Here is a 16568-nt window from a genome sequence, read left to right as displayed (position 1 = left end):
ACGGCTTCCAAAATTTAGTAATACGTTTAGTATTACAAAAAAGCTAAACATCACGCATCGAGCCGATGTGTGGGAGGAGCCCAAGCCCTTCCGGACCTGTTTCCGGAAATGGTCCGTCTCGTTCTCCACTCATCGCTCCTCAAACTCGGTTTCAGGATCTTGGCGTCGTTCCGACAGGGAGCGCCGAGCGGGTTAGATGCTTCAACGAGAGAGGAAACAGATATGCGGACATTCAATTGGCTAAGGAGCTCGACGGCAACCATGGTCCTCGGGACAGCGCTGCTGGGGATATTTGGCGGAGGCGAAGCCGCAGCTCAGGGCAAGCAGCTTACGCTGTGCTGGGCGGCGTGGGATCCGGCCAATGCGCTGGTCGAGCTCGGCAAGGACTTTACCAAGCAGTCCGGCATTGAGATGAAATACGAGTTCGTCCCGTGGACGAGCTATGCCGATCGCTTCCTCAACGAGCTCAACTCCCACGGCAAGCTCTGCGACCTGATCATCGGCGATAGCCAGTGGATCGGCGGCGCCGCCGAGAACAAGTGGTACGTCAAGCTCAACGACTTCTTCGACAAGGAGAAGATATCGATGGACGACTTCGTCCCGGCGACGGTCGTCGGCTATTCGCAGTGGCCGAAGAACTCGCCGAACTATTGGGCGCTGCCGGCCATGGCCGACGCGGTAGGCTGGACCTACCGCAAGGATTGGTTCTCGCGGCCCGAGATTCAGTCCGCATTCAAGGCAAAATACGGCCGAGACCTAGCGCCGCCGAAAACCTATGACGAGCTGAAGCAGATCGCGGAGTTCTTCCAGGGCCGCGAGATCGACGGCAAGAAGGTCTATGGCGCCTACATCTTCACCGAGCGCGGCTCGGAGGGCATCACCATGGGCGTGACGAACGTGCTCTACAATTATGGCTTCAGCTACGACAATCCGAAGAAGCCGTACCAGATGCAGGGCGTCGTCAATTCACCGGAAGCTGCCAAGGGGCTGGAGTTCTACAAGGAGCTCTACAAGTGCTGCACGGCGCCCGGTATGACCAACGCCTACATGCAAGAGGGGCTCGATGCCTTCAAGTCCGGCCAGGTGGCGATGCAGATGAACTGGTTCGCCTTCTTCCCGGGCCTCTACAAGGATCCGAATGTCGGCGGCGACAAGATCGGCTTCTTTGTCAATCCGGCGGGCCCGAACGGACACTTCACCCAGCTCGGCGGGCAGGGCATCTCGGTGGTGGCGACCTCCGATCGCAAGGACGACGCGCTCGCCTACATCAAGTGGTTCGCGCAGCCCGCCGTGCAGCAGAAGTGGTGGCAGCTCGGCGGCTATTCGGCGCTGAAGGCGGTTGTCGACGCACCCGACTTCCCGAAGAGCGCGGCGTTCGCACCGCAATTCCTGGAGTCGATGGGTATCGTCAAGGACTTCTGGGCCGAGCCGTCCTACGCGCAACTGCTGCTCGACATGCAGAAGCGAGTGCATGACTACGTCGTTGCCGACAAGGGCACGGCGCAGCAGGCGCTCGATCTGCTGGTCAAGGATTGGACCAAGGTCTTCAAGGAGCAGGGCAAGCAGGTCGCGTCGCAATAGAGCATGATCCGGAAAAGTGTGCAGCGGTTTTCCGAAAAGATCGTGCTCAAACAATAAAGCTAAAGCGCGTTCATAGCGCTTTAGACCCGGCGCTCGTATCAACTGAACCGGTTTCCCCGGGTGTATCCCGGGGAAGCCGAACCAGCCAGCCGATGGACCAGATGACGACGATCCTTCAACCTGATGATGCTACGATTGCAGGTATGAGCGAGCCCGCCAGATCTCGCGCCACGCGGCGCGTCCGCGGCCTGTCGGACCGGACCATCGCCTGGCTGTTCGTTGCGCCGACGATCGCGCTGTTGCTGGCGATCAACATCTTTCCGCTGGTGTGGATGATCCGGCTGTCCTTCACCAGCCTCAACCTCAGCATGTCCTATCTGCCGTTGCGGTTCGTCGGGCTCGATAATTTCCGCGACATCCTTACCGACGAGGATGTTTGGTTCCGGCTCCAGACCACAGCGCAATTCGTGATCTGGTCGGTGGCGTTACAGGTGGTCATCGGGTATGGCTTGGCGCTGTTGATCAACCGCCAGTTTCGCGGCCACAGTTTCTGGACCACGATCATTCTGCTGCCGATGATGCTGTCGCCGGCGGTCGTCGGCAACTTCTGGACGCTGCTGTTACAGCCGCAAATCGGGCCGTTCAACTCCCTGATCAGCCTGTTCACGGGGGTGCCGCCGAGTTCGTTCAGCATGACCGGGCAGGTCTCGCTCGCACCTTGGACCATCGTGCTCGTCGACACCTGGATGTGGGCCCCCTATGTGATGCTGATCTGCCTCGCCGGGCTTCGCTCCATTCCCGATTACATCTACGAGGCGGCCGAAGTCGACCGCGCCTCGGCCTGGCGGCAATTCTGGTCGATCACGCTGCCGATGACCGTGCCGTTCCTGATGCTCGCGGTGCTGTTCCGCGCGATCGAGAACTTCAAGATGTTCGACATGGTCAACCTCCTGACGTCGGGAGGACCGGGCTCGACCACGGAGCTCGTATCGATCACGCTGAAGCGTGCGGCGTTCGAGAAATGGCGCACCGGCTATTCCTCCGCGCTCGCCATCATCCTGTTCGTGACCGTGTTCGGTGCCGCCAACATCTATGTCAAAGCGCTCAACAAGGTGAAGCAACGATGACCGCTGCCGTCGCCAAATCTGCCCTCGCCAAGTCCACCGCTCACTCCATCGTCGAGGCTTCGCCGCGTTCGAAGGCGGTCGCCGGTGGTCTCGTTATCCTCTATGCCGTGATCACGATCCTGCCGCTGCTCTGGATCGTCGCCACGGCGTTCAAGTCGCAGAGCGATGCGATTGCCTATCCGCCCAAGGTGCTGTTCGAGCCGACCCTCGAAGGCTATGTGAACCTGTTCACGGTGCGCACGCGGCAGACGCCGGACTTCATCGCAAAACTGCCGCCGCCAGAGACGTGGTACGACAAGCTCGTGCGACAGCGGGACATGGTCATTGCCGGACCGTCGAAGGTTGTGCCGCGTTTCGTCAACTCGCTGATCATCGGGTTCGGCTCGACCTTCCTGGCCGTCTTTCTTGGAACGCTCGCGGCCTACGCTTTCTCGCGCTTCCGCATTCCCCTGGCCGACGACCTCCTGTTCTTCATTCTCTCGACGCGCATGATGCCGCCCGTTGCGGTGGCCATCCCGATCTATCTGATGTACCGGCAGCTCAACCTGACCGACACCAGGCTCGGCATGATCCTGCTCTACACCGCCGTGAACGTCTCGCTCGCGGTCTGGCTGCTCAAGGGGTTCATCGACGAGATCCCGCGCGAGTATGAGGAGGCGGCCCTCGTTGACGGCTACACGCGATTGCAGGCGCTGCGCAAGGTGGTGCTGCCGCAGGCGGTGACCGGTATTGCGGCAACTGCGATCTTCTGCCTGATCTTCTCCTGGAACGAGTATGCCTTCGCGGTTCTCCTTACCAGTGGTGAAGCCCAGACCATGCCACCCTTCATCCCCTTCATCATCGGCGAAGGCGGACAGGACTGGCCGGCCGTCGCCGCCGCGACCACGCTGTTCGTCGTCCCGATCGTCCTGTTCACCGTGTTGTTGCGCAAGCACCTGCTGCGTGGCATCACCTTCGGAGCTGTGCGCAAATGAACGGCTCTGCGGTTGGCAAAAGCGGAATGTCTCGCTGGTTCCTTCGTGGGCCCTGGGAGGCCGGCGCGATGACCCTGATCGGGGGCGGCATCGTCATGCTGGTGCAGCCTTGGTCGATCGATCTGTACAGCTATTCCTTTGTGACGATCCTTGCCGGCACGGTTGGCTATGTCATTGTTAGCCATTTTCCGGAATAGGACGGCAGCCATGGCACAAATCCGCGTCGAAAACCTCCGCAAGTCGTTCGATCAGTTCACAGCCGTTGAAGGTTCGAACTTCACCATCGACGACGGCACCTTTTTCGCGATGCTCGGGCCCTCCGGCTGCGGCAAGACCACCACGCTGCGCATGATCGCGGGCCTCGAACTGCCGACCGAGGGCAAGATCCTGCTCGACGGCGAGGACGTGACCTTTCGCCGTGCCGCTGCCCGCGATATCGCCTTCGTGTTCCAGCTCTTTGCGCTCTATCCGCACATGAATGTCGCGGGCAATATCGTCTTTCCCCTGAAGTGCCAGGGCATGGGGCGGAGAGAGATTCGCGAGCGTGTGCAGGAAACCGCGCGGCTGCTGCGGATCGAGCATCTCCTGTCGAGCAAGACTTCGAAACTGTCGGGCGGCGACCGGCAGCGCGTCGCGCTTGGCCGCGCTATGGTGAGACGGCCGAAGGCCTTCCTGATGGATGAGCCGCTCGGGGCGCTCGATGCCGAGTTTCGGCACCTGATGTGCGGCGAGCTTCGCGATTTGCACGATCGCATCGGTGCGACCACCGTCTATGTGACGCACGACCAGCTCGAGGCGATGTCGATGGCGGATCAGATCGCCGTCATGAACAAGGGACGCGTCGAGCAGATCGGCTCGCCGCAAGAGGTCTATGACCGGCCCGCCAGCATGTTCGTAGCCGATTTCATCGGCTCGCCACCGATGAATTTCTTGCGGTTTGAAAGCGGCCTGCGGTTGGGGGATCGGGCTGTTGCCTTTCATAGCGTCAGCGTCGAAGTCCCAGAGATCCGCGAGGATCGTGCGAGCGCACCGCTGGCGCTCGGGATACGTCCCGAGCACATTCGCTTTGCCGACGCGGCACCCGTCCGCGGCGAGGTGTTCGGCGCCGAATATCTCGGCACCACGCAGATCGTCACCGTCGACACGGCGCATGGACGCGTTGCGGCGCGGCTGCCCTCCAGCGCGTCGGTGCGGATCGGCGAGACGGTGGGTCTTGAATTCCACTCCGAGAGGCTGGCGCTGTTCGATGTTGCCAGCGGCCTCGCTGTTCGAACCGCCAGTTTGGGGAGTGCGCGTCGTGGCTGACGTAGTTCTGCGCAACATCAGCAAGCGTTTCGAAGCGGTCGAGGCCGTGCGCGAACTCTCGCTGGCAGTGAATGATGGAGAATTCCTGGTCCTGCTCGGGCCGAGCGGAGCCGGCAAAACCACGACGTTGCGGCTGATCACCGGGCTCGAGACCCCCGACGCCGGCTCGGTCATGATCGACGGCCGCGATGTGACGCACGATCCGCCAGGATCACGCGATATAGCCTTTGTCTTCCAGCAATATTCGTTGTATCCGCACCTCACGGTTTATGACAATCTGGCGTTTCCGTTGCGCTCCCCCGCGCGGCGCGTGTCGGAGCCAATTATCCGCAAGCGCGTCGAGCAGACGGCGGAGCTTTTGCATATCGCAAGCAAGCTGAACAACCGTGCAACCCGCCTGTCGGGCGGCGAAATGCAGCGGGTGGCCATCGGCCGCGCGCTGGTTCGCGATCCCTCGATCTACCTGATGGACGAGCCGCTGTCGTCGCTGGATGCGAAGCTCCGAGCGGAGCTTCGTCTTGAGCTCAAGCGGATCCAGCTCGAGCTTGGCGCAACTATTCTCTACGTGACCCACGATCAGGTCGAGGCCATGACAATGGCCTCCCGGATCGGCGTGATCAGGGACGGCCAGCTTCTTCAGTGCGGCACGCCGCGGGAGATCTACGAAAGCCCGTCGAGCAGCTATGTCGCCTCGCGCCTCGGCACGCCCCAGATCAACTTCCTTCCGGCCCATCTGTTGTCCGACGTGCCGGTGCCGCCGGGAACGGAGACGGTCGGCATCCGAACCGAGCATCTGCAAATCGCCGCGCGCAATGGCGGACGGATGGTCGGCCGGGTGCACCGCGTGGAGCACCTGGGTGAGCAGAATCACGTTCACCTGGATTATAAGGGCGAGATGTTGGTGACGCTTGCGGATCCGCGTCAGCCGCTTCAGTCCGGCCAGGAGGTCGAACTGCACCTGGTCCATCCGCTCTGTTTCGACCGCGCGGGGCAACGTATCCCCGCGATGATGCACTAGAGGATCAACTCGATGTCGCTGCAACCCGAAACGTTCAAGTCGTTGGTCAAGGTGGCCGCAGAGCAGGTCATCGCCAGCGCGCCGGAGCTCACGACGCTGGATCAGGCGATCGGCGACGGCGACCACGGAATAAACATGAAACGCGGCTTCGAGGCCGTGCTCGGCAAGCTCGATGCCATCTCCACGCAACCGCTCGACGAGGCGCTGAAGACGATCGGCAAGACGCTGGTGATGACGGTCGGCGGCGCGTCGGGGCCGCTTTACGGCAGTTTCTTTCTTGCCGCCGGCGAAGCGCTCTCGCACGACAGGCACTTGCCGGACGATCTCGCTGACGTCTTCGGCAGCGGCGTGAACGCGGTGAGCGCACGGGGCCGCTCGCAGGCCGGCGAGAAGACGATGCTCGACGTTCTCGTTCCCGTCCTGGAGACGCTGAAGACGGCCGCCGGCCAACCTGACCTGATCGCGCGGGTCCGGACAATTGCAGCCGAAGCTGTCGAGCGGACTGCGCCGATGCAGGCCACCAAGGGGCGGGCGTCGTTCCTGGGACCGCGCAGCGTCGGGCATGTTGATCCCGGGGCACGTTCGAGTTGCGTTCTCGTGCAGGCGGTCTGCGCGAGCCTGGAGGGACAGCAATGACCGACACTGTGGGTATCGTGATCGTCTCGCATTCGAAGGACATCGCCAAGGGCACCGCCGACATGGTGAGGCAGATGGTCGGTAGCGAGGTCAAGGTGGCGTTCTGCGGCGGCAATCCCGATGGTGGATTGGGCACCAGCGTCTCCCTGATCATCGACGCCATCAATGATGCTTGGTCCGCCAAGGGTGTCGCGATCCTCGTCGACCTCGGCGGGGCCGAAACCAACAGCGAAATGGCGGTCGAGATGCTGGAGCCCGCGCGGCGCGATCTCGTTGTCGTATGCAACGCACCGATCGTCGAGGGGGCCGTGATGGCGGCGACCGAGGCGGCAGGCGGCAGCTCATTGGCCCAGGTGAAGGCCGTGGCCGAGGAACTCTCTGCCGACTGAGACGTCGGCGAAGCGAAGATGGAATAAAGGTATGCTGGACAAAGCGGACGGACAGAGTTTCACCGGCAGTGTGCGGCTGGTGCACGCAGTGGGAATGCACGCGCGCCCGGCGGTCAAGCTGACTAAGCTTGCCAAGAAATTCCAGGCCCAGATTTCCGTGCGGGTCGCAGGCGCGGCCGAGTGGATCAACGCCAAGAGCGTCGCCAAGATCATGGCGATGCGCGCGGCGCACGGCAGCACGATCGAGATCAGGGCGTCAGGCAGTGACGCAGAGGTCGCCGTCGCCGCGCTGGTCGATCTGATTGCAAGCGATTTTCCGGACGGGACTTAGCAGCATGCAGGTTGGCGCGACAGGACTGACCTACCGCGGCAGAACCGCCTCGATCGGCTTTGCCCACGGTCCGTTCGTCCGGGTCGACGCTGATACGAACGGCGAGCGTGTCGCGGGTAACCTCGCTGAAGAAGCGCTTGCCCTTCGTGCCGCGATCGACACGGCAAGCGGGCAGATCGCGGATTTGGCCGGGATCGCCGGCGGCGAGGCGGCGCAAATTCTCGAATTCCAGGTCGCGCTCCTGGAGGACGAGGATTTCATCGAGGCCATTTTCGCGTCGATCGGCGAGGGGGATGCGGCTGACGTCGCATGGCGTTCGGCGCTCGACACGCAGATCGCGGATTACAATTCAGCGGCGGACGAGTATTTGAAGGCGCGCTCTTCGGACCTTGCGGACCTGCGCGATCGCGTGATCAACATCTTGCGGGGCGATGGGGGGCAGGCGCTGGAAATTCCGAGCGGTGCCGTCGTCTGCGCCGACGATCTGCCGCCCTCGCGATTCCTTGAGATCGACTGGTCCGGTGGCGGTGGTCTGGCGCTCTTGCGTGGCAGTCCCACGAGCCACGTCGCGATGCTGGCGCGCGCGCGGGGTATTCCCATGGTCGTGCAACTCGGCGCCATTCCTGACGTCGGAGCGACCGCGCTGCTCGATGGTGAAGGCGCGACGCTCGAACTCGATCCCGGCGCCGAGCAGGTCCGCCTGTTCGAAAAGCGGCGCGAAAGCCATCGCAAGAGCAGGGCGTCTGCGCGCGCGATTCTGCGACGGCCGACGGCATCATGGCGCGGCGAGCGGATCAAGCTGCTCATCAATATCCAGCGCGTCGACGATCTCGAGCACGCCGACGCGCAATATGCCGATGGCATCGGCCTCATGCGCACCGAGTTTCTGCTGACGGAGCAGGGCGGCCTGCCCGACGAGGAGACGCAGTTCCAGGCCTACGATGCGGTGTTGCGTTGGGCCGACCGGCGCCCGGTCACTATTCGTACCTTTGACGCGGGCGGCGACAAGCCCATCGCCGGCTTCACGCTGGACGGCGAAGCCAATCCGTTTCTCGGAGTTCGCGGCTTGCGGCTTTGCCTGGCCCGCCCCGAGATCTTTGCCGTTCAGCTCCGCGCGCTGGCGCGCGCCGCGGTGCGTGGAAACCTCAAGGTCATGTTTCCGATGGTCACATCGGCGGACGAGCTGGAGGCCGGACGGAAGCTGTTTTCCGACCTCGTGCAGCGCTTGCAGGCGGAGGGCATTGCCGCGATGCTTCCCGAGCTGGGAATCATGGTCGAAGTCCCGGCGGCGGCCCTGGCGATTGTGAGCTTCAAAGCCGCCTTCTTCTCGATCGGCTCGAACGATCTTGCGCAATATGTCCTTGCCTGCGATCGTTCCAATGGAGCGCTCGCCCCCTTGATGGACCCGCTGCATCCGGCCGTGCTCGAACTGATCGCGCGGACCGCCGAGCATGGGCGGCGCGCCGGGATCAGTGTCAGCCTGTGTGGCGACATGGCTGGCGATCCGCGCTGTCTCCCCGCATTGCTGAACTGCGGCTTACGCGAGCTTTCGGTGAATGCGTCGGCGCTTGCGCAGATCAAGCAGACCATCGACCGGCTGAGCGGCGGAGGTGGCCTTGGCTGACACGGCAATCGATGAACCGGCGGAAGCCGGTGCTGTGGCGATTTACAAGCGCATCTTCAAGGAGGTGCTTGAGAGCCGGCCGTCCGGCATGCGGCTTCGTCTTGCGCATGCCATGGGGAAGAATCGCAGCTTCGTCAGCCAGATCAGCAATCCCGCTTATCCCGTGCCGATTCCCGTGCAGCATCTCAATACGATCTTCGATGTCTGCCACTTCCCTCCGCAGGCGAAGGCCGCTTTTCTTCGCGCTTATGCGCGCGCACATCCGCGCCGGGTCGGCCGGCTGACCGAAGGATCGCACGAGCGGACGTTGACTCTGCATTTGCCGGATCTCGGTAGCGCCAAGCGGAACGCCGAGCTCGATGCGCTGCTCCAGGAATTCGCGCGGCGCCTGATTGCTATCATGCGGGAAAAATAGGGCGCGAGGCCAAGAAGGAAAAAGGGCAGGAAGCGGGGAGGAGACAATGAAGAAGTTCATCAATTCGGTCGACGGCGTGCTCGCGGAAAGCCTTGACGGGTTTGCGACTGCGCATGCCGATCTCGTCGCGCTCGGGCCGGAGCGGAAATTCGTGCGACGCCGCGAGCTAAGCCCCCGGAAGGTCGCGCTCGTGTCGGGCGGTGGCAGCGGGCATGAGCCGCTGCATGCCGGTTTCGTCGGCTATGGCATGCTCGACGCCGCCTGCCCGGGACAGGTTTTTACCTCGCCGACGCCGGACCAGATCGTCGAGGCTGCTCAGGCGGTTGCGGGGGACGCCGGCGTGCTGTTCATCGTCAAGAACTATGCGGGAGATCGCATGAACTTCGAGATGGCGGCCGAGATTGCTGAGGGCCGTATGGCCACGATCGTGACGGATGATGACGTCGCGGTCGAGAGCTCGACCCACAGCATCGGGCGTCGCGGCGTGGCGGGCACATTGATCGTCGAAAAGGTTGTCGGCGCGGCCGCCGAAAAGGGTGCTGACCTCGAGGGCTGCGTTGCGCTCGGCGAGCGCGTCAACGCGCGCACACGCTCGATGGGCGTGGCGCTGACGAGTTGCACGGTCCCGGCGGCGGGCACGCCGACCTTTTCGCTCGGCGAGGATGAGATGGAGATGGGGGTCGGCATTCACGGCGAGCCGGGTCGTCGCCGCGTCAAGCTGGAACGAGCCGATGTGATCGCGGACGAGATGACGACGGCCATCGCGCAGGATCTCGACGCGCGCGACGGGGCCGAGGCCCTCCTGCTCGTCAACGGATTTGGCGGAACGCCAACGATCGAGCTCTATCTGATGTACAACGCGGCGCGCCGGATGCTCGAGAAGCGCGGCTTGCGCATCGCTCGCTCGCTGGTCGGAAGCTTCGTCACCTCGCTGGACATGGCCGGGTGCTCGCTCACCGTCAGCCTGCTCGATACCGAAACGACGGCGCTCTGGGACCATCCTGTGCGCACGGCGGCATTGAAATGGTGATTGCGGTCGTCCTTGTGCCCTCTTGGCCTAGAGGGCAAAGCGAAGTGCAAGGCTCGGGCGAAATCCGCCGCGACAATGCCGAGGTGTGTCCTTGAAAGGTGTGTTCACGGGCAGGAGGATGATCAGGAAGCGTCTGCGGGACGGACCGGCACGGTGAAGTGAAAAGTCGCTCCGCGGGGCAGGTTAGGCGTCACCCACAAGCGCCCGGCATGAGCTTCGATAATCGAACGGCAGATGGACAGTCCTAGCCCGAGCCCGCTCGGCTTCGTCGTGTAAAAGGGGGTGAAGACGTGCTCGAGAGTTTCCACTGCCAACCCCGGTCCCGAGTCCTGCACCTCGACAAGAACACGATCCGGGCCGACCTCACCGGTGGTGATAAGCACCCTTCTGGCGTCGTCCGCCACGGTGCCCATTGCCTGGACTGCATTGACAATCAAATTAAGGACCACTTGCTGCAATTGGACGCGATCGCCCTCCACAAGCGGTAAGCTGTCTGCAAGTTCCGCTTGTACCGAGACGCCGTTCTTCATCGCTTCGCCGCGGGTAAGCTCAATCACGTCCCGGATGGCTTCGTTGATATCCAAATTATCCTTCCGGGGCGGTGCTTTCTTGATGAGATCGCGAATTCGCTGGATGATGTCGCTGGCGAGCGCAGTATCGTTAATGACCCAGTCCAGTGATTGCCTGACCCTCTCGAGATCGGGCGGGTCTCTATCAAGGAACCGCGCGGCCGCACCAGCATTCATGGATGCCGCGGCGACCGGCTGGCTTACTTCGTGGGCGATCGAGGCCGTGAGTTCGCCCATGGTGGCGAGGCGGTTGGCATGCGCCAACTCCCGCTGCATCTCGCGCAGGGCCTCCGTGGCGCGCTTCTGTTCGGTGATGTGACGTCCCACGCCGCGATAGCCGATGAACTGGCCGGACTTGTCGAAAACCGGCATCCCGGACACGGAGACGTAGCGCTTGCGGCCGTCTGTCGTAGGGCGCGCGAGCTCGAAGTCACGGAATGGCAGGTGGGCATCGAGCGTCTCCCGATGCATGCGCCAAGCCTCCTCGTCGGGCTCCAAGTAGGGCACTTCCCAACGCGTTTTACCAAGTTCAGAGCCCGACGCGGGAGCGTCAGCAACGGTTTCGGCGAACTCCTGGCGGATGAAGCGATGGTCCGCATCTGATTCCCAGTACACGTCGAAAGAGAACTGTACGAGAGTACGAAAACGCTCTTCGCTCTCCCGCAGAGCCTCCTCGGACCGTTTACGCTCCGTCAGGTCGACGACAAAGGAGACACCTTGGTCCCGTTGCTCGTCGAACGCAGCCATTCCAATCAAGACCGGCACGCGGCTTCCGTCCTTACGGAAATACTCTTTCTCGAACGGCTGTACGCTCCCCATCTTCTTGAGTTCCGGGATCCACCATCGTTCGTGCCGATCGAGCCATTCCGGCGGTGTCAGGGCAGTCCAGAGCAGGCGACCAGAGGCGAGATCCTCACGGTCGTACCCCACGATGCGCAGAAACGCGTCGTTGGCCTCCAGAATGGGACCTTCAAGCTCCCAGATGATAATCCCAATGATGTTGGCGTCGACAAGGCGGCGGATCTTCGCTTCGCGTTCCCTGACATCGCGATACAGAGCCGCATTTTCCAGCGCGATTGCCGCTTGTGAGGCGAGAAGTTTTAGAACAGCAACTCTAGCGGGTGCGAAAACGTGGGGCGTCAGTGTATTCTCGAGGTAGAGCACCCCGATAAGCTTGCCATGGTGGATCAGAGGCAAGCAAAGAATGGAACGAGGCTTGCGCTGACCAAGGTAGGGGTCCGTAGCAAAAGGAGGTTGGCAGGCGGCATCCTCGAGAACAGCACACTCTCTGGTCCGCATTACGTAATAGAGAACGGATTCCGGGACCAGAGCCTCGGTCACCGCTGCTTCGCACAGTTCGACGGTCACTCTCTCGCCGGTTGTCGTGGCTTCCGCCTCGATGCGCGGCTCGTTGTTCTCGTGCGACAGGATCAACAGACCCCGTTCAGCGCCTGCTTGTTCAATGGCCGTGTGCATCAGCGTCTCGATGAGCTTTTCCAAGACCATCTCGCCTGATACCGCTTCAGACACCTTGATCACGGTAGTGAGGTCGAGATGCTCGACCGGCGCCCCGATGGTGCTCATGGGGCCAGGCTCTGATCTCACCTCCTTGAGGTGCGGATGGATATCCTCAAGTTGCCGCACTTTGCCGTCCGCCCCCCAACGAACATAGCAATCGCGCGCTTTTTGCAGATAGATGCGAGCAAACTCTTCGAAGCCACGCATGCCGTAAAAGCGGGCGGCCATTTCGTAAGCGAGTCCTTCGTGGTGGACGAAGCCGTTGCCGCGGGCGGAGCGGATGGCTTGTTCATAGAGATGCTCCGCGTCGAGTTCTCTGCCTTGGAGGCGGGCGATTTCTGCGCCGGCGAGTACAGCGCGGTTCGTGAAGCTCTCAGGGCAATTCTGCGCCCACAATTCGAGCTGCTGCTGGTGGGCCGTCAGCGCTTCAAAGTGCCCTTGCTGTTCTTCAGGGGGAGCCAAATCCCAGCATGCGGCGCGGGACAGTGCTGCATAGAACTCGTATTCCGCCGTTTCGAATAGCTGAGGTGATGACCACGGTAGGCTCCGAGCCTTGGCTGCGGCGGCCGCGGCTGACACATAGTCGCCGGCAAAGAAGCACGCTTGCAGCTTGCGTATCCAGTACCAGCTCTCAGGCAGTGCGAGCGCCGGATCAGCAGCCAAATGCCGCTCGAACCGAAGCTCGTCGGACTGGTTGTCGTGAAGAGCGCCGAACCGCCGCGTCAAGCCACGCAGCATCCGGATGAGCCCAAGTTGCGGCTTTATGATGTCGCCGATCAGCGCGAATTTCGCCTTCTCGGTCAACCGCAATCCGTGCTCGGCTTCGCGTTGTGCGTCTGCAAGCGGGTCGCCCGCCGCAAGGAAATTTGTGTTCAGGCTGGCGCAGCTGAAGGCAGCGAACGTGATATCGCCACTGTTGCTCGCCGCCTCAAATGCGCGTCGAAACGCGTCTCGCGCGTGCTGGAGGGGCTTTGTCCATGAAAGGACAAGGTTGCCATAGTTCAGGTAGGTCCTCGCTTGAACGAGCGAAAATCCGCGCCGCTCGACCAGCTCAGTGCCGATACGGCTCAATCGAAGCCCCGCCTCATAGTCGTCGAAGCGCGCGCCGGCAATGGCGCCGAACATGACGTAGGGAACGCAGGAAGCATCGTTGTTCCCCCACTCCAGGCTGACATCCACCGCTTTGATGACCACCAGCGAGCGAAGGTTCGTATCGGTGAAGAATGCAGGCGGCATGAGGGCCGTCAAAAGATCCAGCAAGGCCAGTGCGAGCGGATCCGTCATCAGCGGCAGATCCAACACCTCCTCGATGGCTCGGTCTCCGAGGCGAGATCGGACGCGCTCGTATTCCTGTCGGACGTGATCATCGCTTGGGTGGGCCAACCATCGAATCCCGAATTGCTCCAGACAGCTGAGACCGGCGCCAACCGCGCGGTCCGGCTTGCTTAGCGCGGTATACAAATCCACCAGCCGGCGTGCGACGACTGCAAGGTCAGTTGCACTCGAGATTCGCGTCGTCAGGTCGTGTAAGCGCTGTTCCGCCTCAACGACAGCGCCGGTCACGAACTCGCATTCGGCGCGATGCAGCTCGAGTAAAAAGGCAAGCCGCTGGAAGCGCTCCCAACAGTCGTACGGTAACAATGCCGCACCAGTTACGGCGTAGTTGAGCGATGCCGCGTAGGCCGCCGACGCCCGCGCGCGCAGGCTGGCTGTCAGATTGAGCTCCGCAAGCTGCACGCGTTCATCTCGCGAGGTGATCAAGGCCGCGCCGCGGTTGAGCTGATTGACGAGTGCGAAGATCGCCTTCTCGCGCTTCTCCCCGAATGTCTGCGCCAGCAATTGCCGTCCGATTCGCAGATGGAGCGCCGCGCGTTGATGCTCCGGGATCAGCGAATAGCAAGCTTCTTGTACGCGGTCGTGGACAAACCTGTAGGCATCAGCCTGTTGCTCGATCAATTCCTGGCGGACCGCCTCCCAGAGCGCCGCATGAACCTGCTGCTCGGAGAGCCCGAGTACGACCGAGAGTGTCGTGGTTTCGGCGAAATTTCCGAGACAGGCCAACTCCCGCAGCGTATTCTGTGTGTCAGCCGGCAGCTGTGCCAGCTTTGCGATCATCAAATCCACGACGTTGTCGGTGTGCCCCTTTGCGTGAATGCGATCCAGATCCCAGCACCAGCACCTCGCGTCATGATCAAAGCGGACGAGGCCCTCTTCGGCGAGTACGTGGAGGAACTGATTCACGAAGAATGGATTGCCGGCCGTTTTATGGTGGATCAAATGCGCGAGCGGCGCCGCATGCAGCAAATCGCAGCCTAGAGCATCAGAAATCAGGTGTGAAATGTGTTCGCCGGCAAGCGGCGCGAGGATGATCTGTCGTAGGTTTGCACCAGCGTTCTCTATGGCTTCAAGCTGACGCCGTAACGGATGGGCGGCGGTAACCTCGTTGTCTCGAAAGGACCCGATCAGCATCAAGTATTGCAGATCGGTCCGGGTCAACAGATCCTCAATGAGATCCAACGTGGCGGCGTCGACCCATTGAAGATCGTCGAGGAAAAGTACCAACGGATGTTCCGAACGTGCGAATACCCCGATGAAGCGCCGCAGTACGTGATGAAAGCGGTTTTGTGCCTGCGATGGCGGGAGATCAGGAACGGGAGGCTGCTCTCCCATGATCAGCCGCAATTCAGGAATTAGGTTGGCAACAAGCTGGCCATTTGCGCCCAGCGCATTTTGAAAGGCTTGGCGCCAGTTCGCGAGCTCGACGTCATTCTTGCTTAGAAGAGACCTCGCGAGGCTCCGAAATGCCTCGACCAGCATCGAATACGGAATGTCGCGTTTGTACTGATCGAACTTGCCCCATGCGAACAGTCCGTGCGACGGAACAAGCCGATGATGGAGCTCATTGACCACTGAGGACTTGCCGACGCCGGAATAGCCGGAAACCAGCACCAATTCCGGCACGCCGCTCTTGAGCATGCGGTCGAACGCGCCCAGCAGGATTTCAATCTCGCGGTCTCTTCCATAGAGCTTTTCGGGGATCAGCAGTCGGTCGGGCGTGTCGTATTGCCCGAGTGCAAAGTCTTCGATCCGACGTCCGGTTTCCCATTCATGCAGGCAGCGGCATAGATCATGCTCAAGGCCCGGCGCGCTCTGATAACGTTCCTCCGCGGACTTGGCGAGCAGCTTGAGTACTACGGCCGAGATTGCAGTCGGTACAGTGCTCAGGCGCTCGCTGGGCGGTACGGGCTTTCGCGCGATATGGCAATGTACCCACTCCATCGAATGTGCCGCGGTGAACGGTAGCGAGGCAGTCAGCATTTGATAGAGCGTCACACCAAGCGAGTAGAGGTCGCTACGGAAATCGATCGAGCGGTTCATCCACCCGGTCTGTTCGGGTGCCATGTAAGGGAGCGTGCCCACGATGAACTCGGGCGGCCCGGGCGTGCGTCGCTCCCGGACCAGGCGCGAAGCGATACCGAAACCGGTGAACCGGATCCGTCCGTCGTCGCAGTTTACCAGTATATGCGCCGGTTTAACGTCCTTGTGAACGAGGCCGCGCTGATGCACCTTGTTCAAGACTCTCGCGATCTCGATTGCTAGTCGCAAAAAGGGCTCGATGTCCATGGGCGCACCAAGCAACTGCTCGAGTGGCTGGCCGCCAGGATACTCAAGCAGCAGAACAGGGTGACCACCGTCGTACTCCAGCCCGAGCGGCCGCATTGCCCACGCGCCATCCAGCTGGTCCTTCAGTTCGAACTCGTGAGCGAGCCGATCGAGGATGCCGGACGAAGCGTGCTTCGCCTTGGGAAGTACCGCCAATACAGCTCTGCAGGTGGTATCGGAATCCGGACACAAAGCCCGGCAAAAGATGCGGGCATCGTCCTCCCATAGCACTTGGAACCTGTTGTCCATGCGCGTCGAACCGAAAATGATGGGTTCAACCGGAAGCCTCCAAGTGACCCGATGCTGGGTGAGGAGGTGCTTTCCTAAGCTCTGAATCTGCCACAAACGGGCAGGTGTGCCCAGCCTAAGCTGGAGCTGCCAAAGCGCC

General features: G+C 61.8%; 13 protein-coding genes. 12 read left to right on the top strand and 1 reads right to left on the bottom strand.

Annotation, left to right across the window (positions count from 1 at the left end):
* Nucleotides 1–261 precede the first annotated feature (261 nt).
* From QA649_RS28965 to dhaK, 12 genes are all read left to right on the top strand, one after another.
* Nucleotides 262–1581 carry an extracellular solute-binding protein gene (locus tag QA649_RS28965; RefSeq protein ID WP_283020175.1) on the top strand — a complete coding sequence of 440 codons (1320 nt, stop codon included), beginning with the start codon at nt 262–264 and terminating at the stop codon, nt 1579–1581.
* Between the two features lie 203 nt (nt 1582–1784).
* Nucleotides 1785–2708: a sugar ABC transporter permease gene (locus tag QA649_RS28960; protein ID WP_283020174.1), complete on the top strand. Its 924-nt coding sequence runs from the start codon at nt 1785–1787 to the stop codon at nt 2706–2708.
* Nucleotides 2705–3682, top strand: coding sequence for a carbohydrate ABC transporter permease (locus QA649_RS28955; protein ID WP_283020173.1), 978 nt, complete (start codon nt 2705–2707; stop codon nt 3680–3682). Before QA649_RS28960 ends, QA649_RS28955 begins: the two co-directional genes overlap by 4 nt.
* A complete protein-coding gene (locus QA649_RS28950) occupies nt 3679–3879 on the top strand; it encodes a hypothetical protein (protein WP_283020172.1) in 201 nt (66 codons plus the stop codon). The genes QA649_RS28955 and QA649_RS28950 overlap by 4 nt, the downstream gene beginning before the upstream one ends.
* A 10-nt stretch (nt 3880–3889) precedes the next feature.
* Entirely contained in the window at nt 3890–4987 is a 1098-nt protein-coding gene (locus QA649_RS28945) for an ABC transporter ATP-binding protein (protein ID WP_283020171.1), read from the top strand.
* Nucleotides 4980–6005 (top strand): ABC transporter ATP-binding protein, encoded by a 1026-nt coding sequence (locus QA649_RS28940; protein WP_283020170.1) that lies wholly within the window; start codon nt 4980–4982, stop codon nt 6003–6005. The genes QA649_RS28945 and QA649_RS28940 overlap by 8 nt, the downstream gene beginning before the upstream one ends.
* Nucleotides 6006–6017: 12 nt before the next feature.
* Nucleotides 6018–6641, top strand: coding sequence for a dihydroxyacetone kinase subunit DhaL (dhaL, locus tag QA649_RS28935; RefSeq protein WP_283020169.1), 624 nt, complete (start codon nt 6018–6020; stop codon nt 6639–6641).
* A complete protein-coding gene (gene dhaM / locus QA649_RS28930) occupies nt 6638–7030 on the top strand; it encodes a dihydroxyacetone kinase phosphoryl donor subunit DhaM (RefSeq protein ID WP_011086355.1) in 393 nt (130 codons plus the stop codon). Before dhaL ends, dhaM begins: the two co-directional genes overlap by 4 nt.
* A gap of 31 nt (nt 7031–7061) precedes the next feature.
* Nucleotides 7062–7361 (top strand): HPr family phosphocarrier protein, encoded by a 300-nt coding sequence (locus QA649_RS28925; protein ID WP_283020168.1) that lies wholly within the window; start codon nt 7062–7064, stop codon nt 7359–7361.
* 4 nt (nt 7362–7365) lie between these two features.
* The gene (gene ptsP / locus QA649_RS28920; RefSeq protein ID WP_283020167.1) at nt 7366–8985 is read left to right on the top strand and encodes a phosphoenolpyruvate--protein phosphotransferase; all 1620 of its coding nucleotides are present in this window, start codon (nt 7366–7368) and stop codon (nt 8983–8985) included.
* On the top strand, nt 8978–9400 hold the full coding sequence (locus QA649_RS28915) for a hypothetical protein (RefSeq protein WP_063710359.1): 423 nt from the start codon (nt 8978–8980) through the stop codon (nt 9398–9400). Before ptsP ends, QA649_RS28915 begins: the two co-directional genes overlap by 8 nt.
* A gap of 46 nt (nt 9401–9446) precedes the next feature.
* Nucleotides 9447–10430, top strand: a complete 984-nt coding sequence (dhaK, locus tag QA649_RS28910) for a dihydroxyacetone kinase subunit DhaK (protein WP_283020166.1) — start codon at nt 9447–9449, stop codon at nt 10428–10430.
* 122 nt (nt 10431–10552) lie between these two features.
* On the opposite strand, the gene QA649_RS28905 is transcribed toward dhaK, so the two are convergent.
* Nucleotides 10553–16429 (bottom strand): AAA family ATPase, encoded by a 5877-nt coding sequence (locus QA649_RS28905; protein ID WP_283020165.1) that lies wholly within the window; start codon nt 16427–16429, stop codon nt 10553–10555.
* Nucleotides 16430–16568 lie beyond the last annotated feature (139 nt).

Source organism: Bradyrhizobium sp. CB1717, from assembly GCF_029714325.1.
Taxonomy (GTDB): domain Bacteria; phylum Pseudomonadota; class Alphaproteobacteria; order Rhizobiales; family Xanthobacteraceae; genus Bradyrhizobium.
The sequence above is the reverse complement of the archived record's forward strand: the minus strand, read 5'-3'. Positions and strand labels throughout refer to the sequence as shown.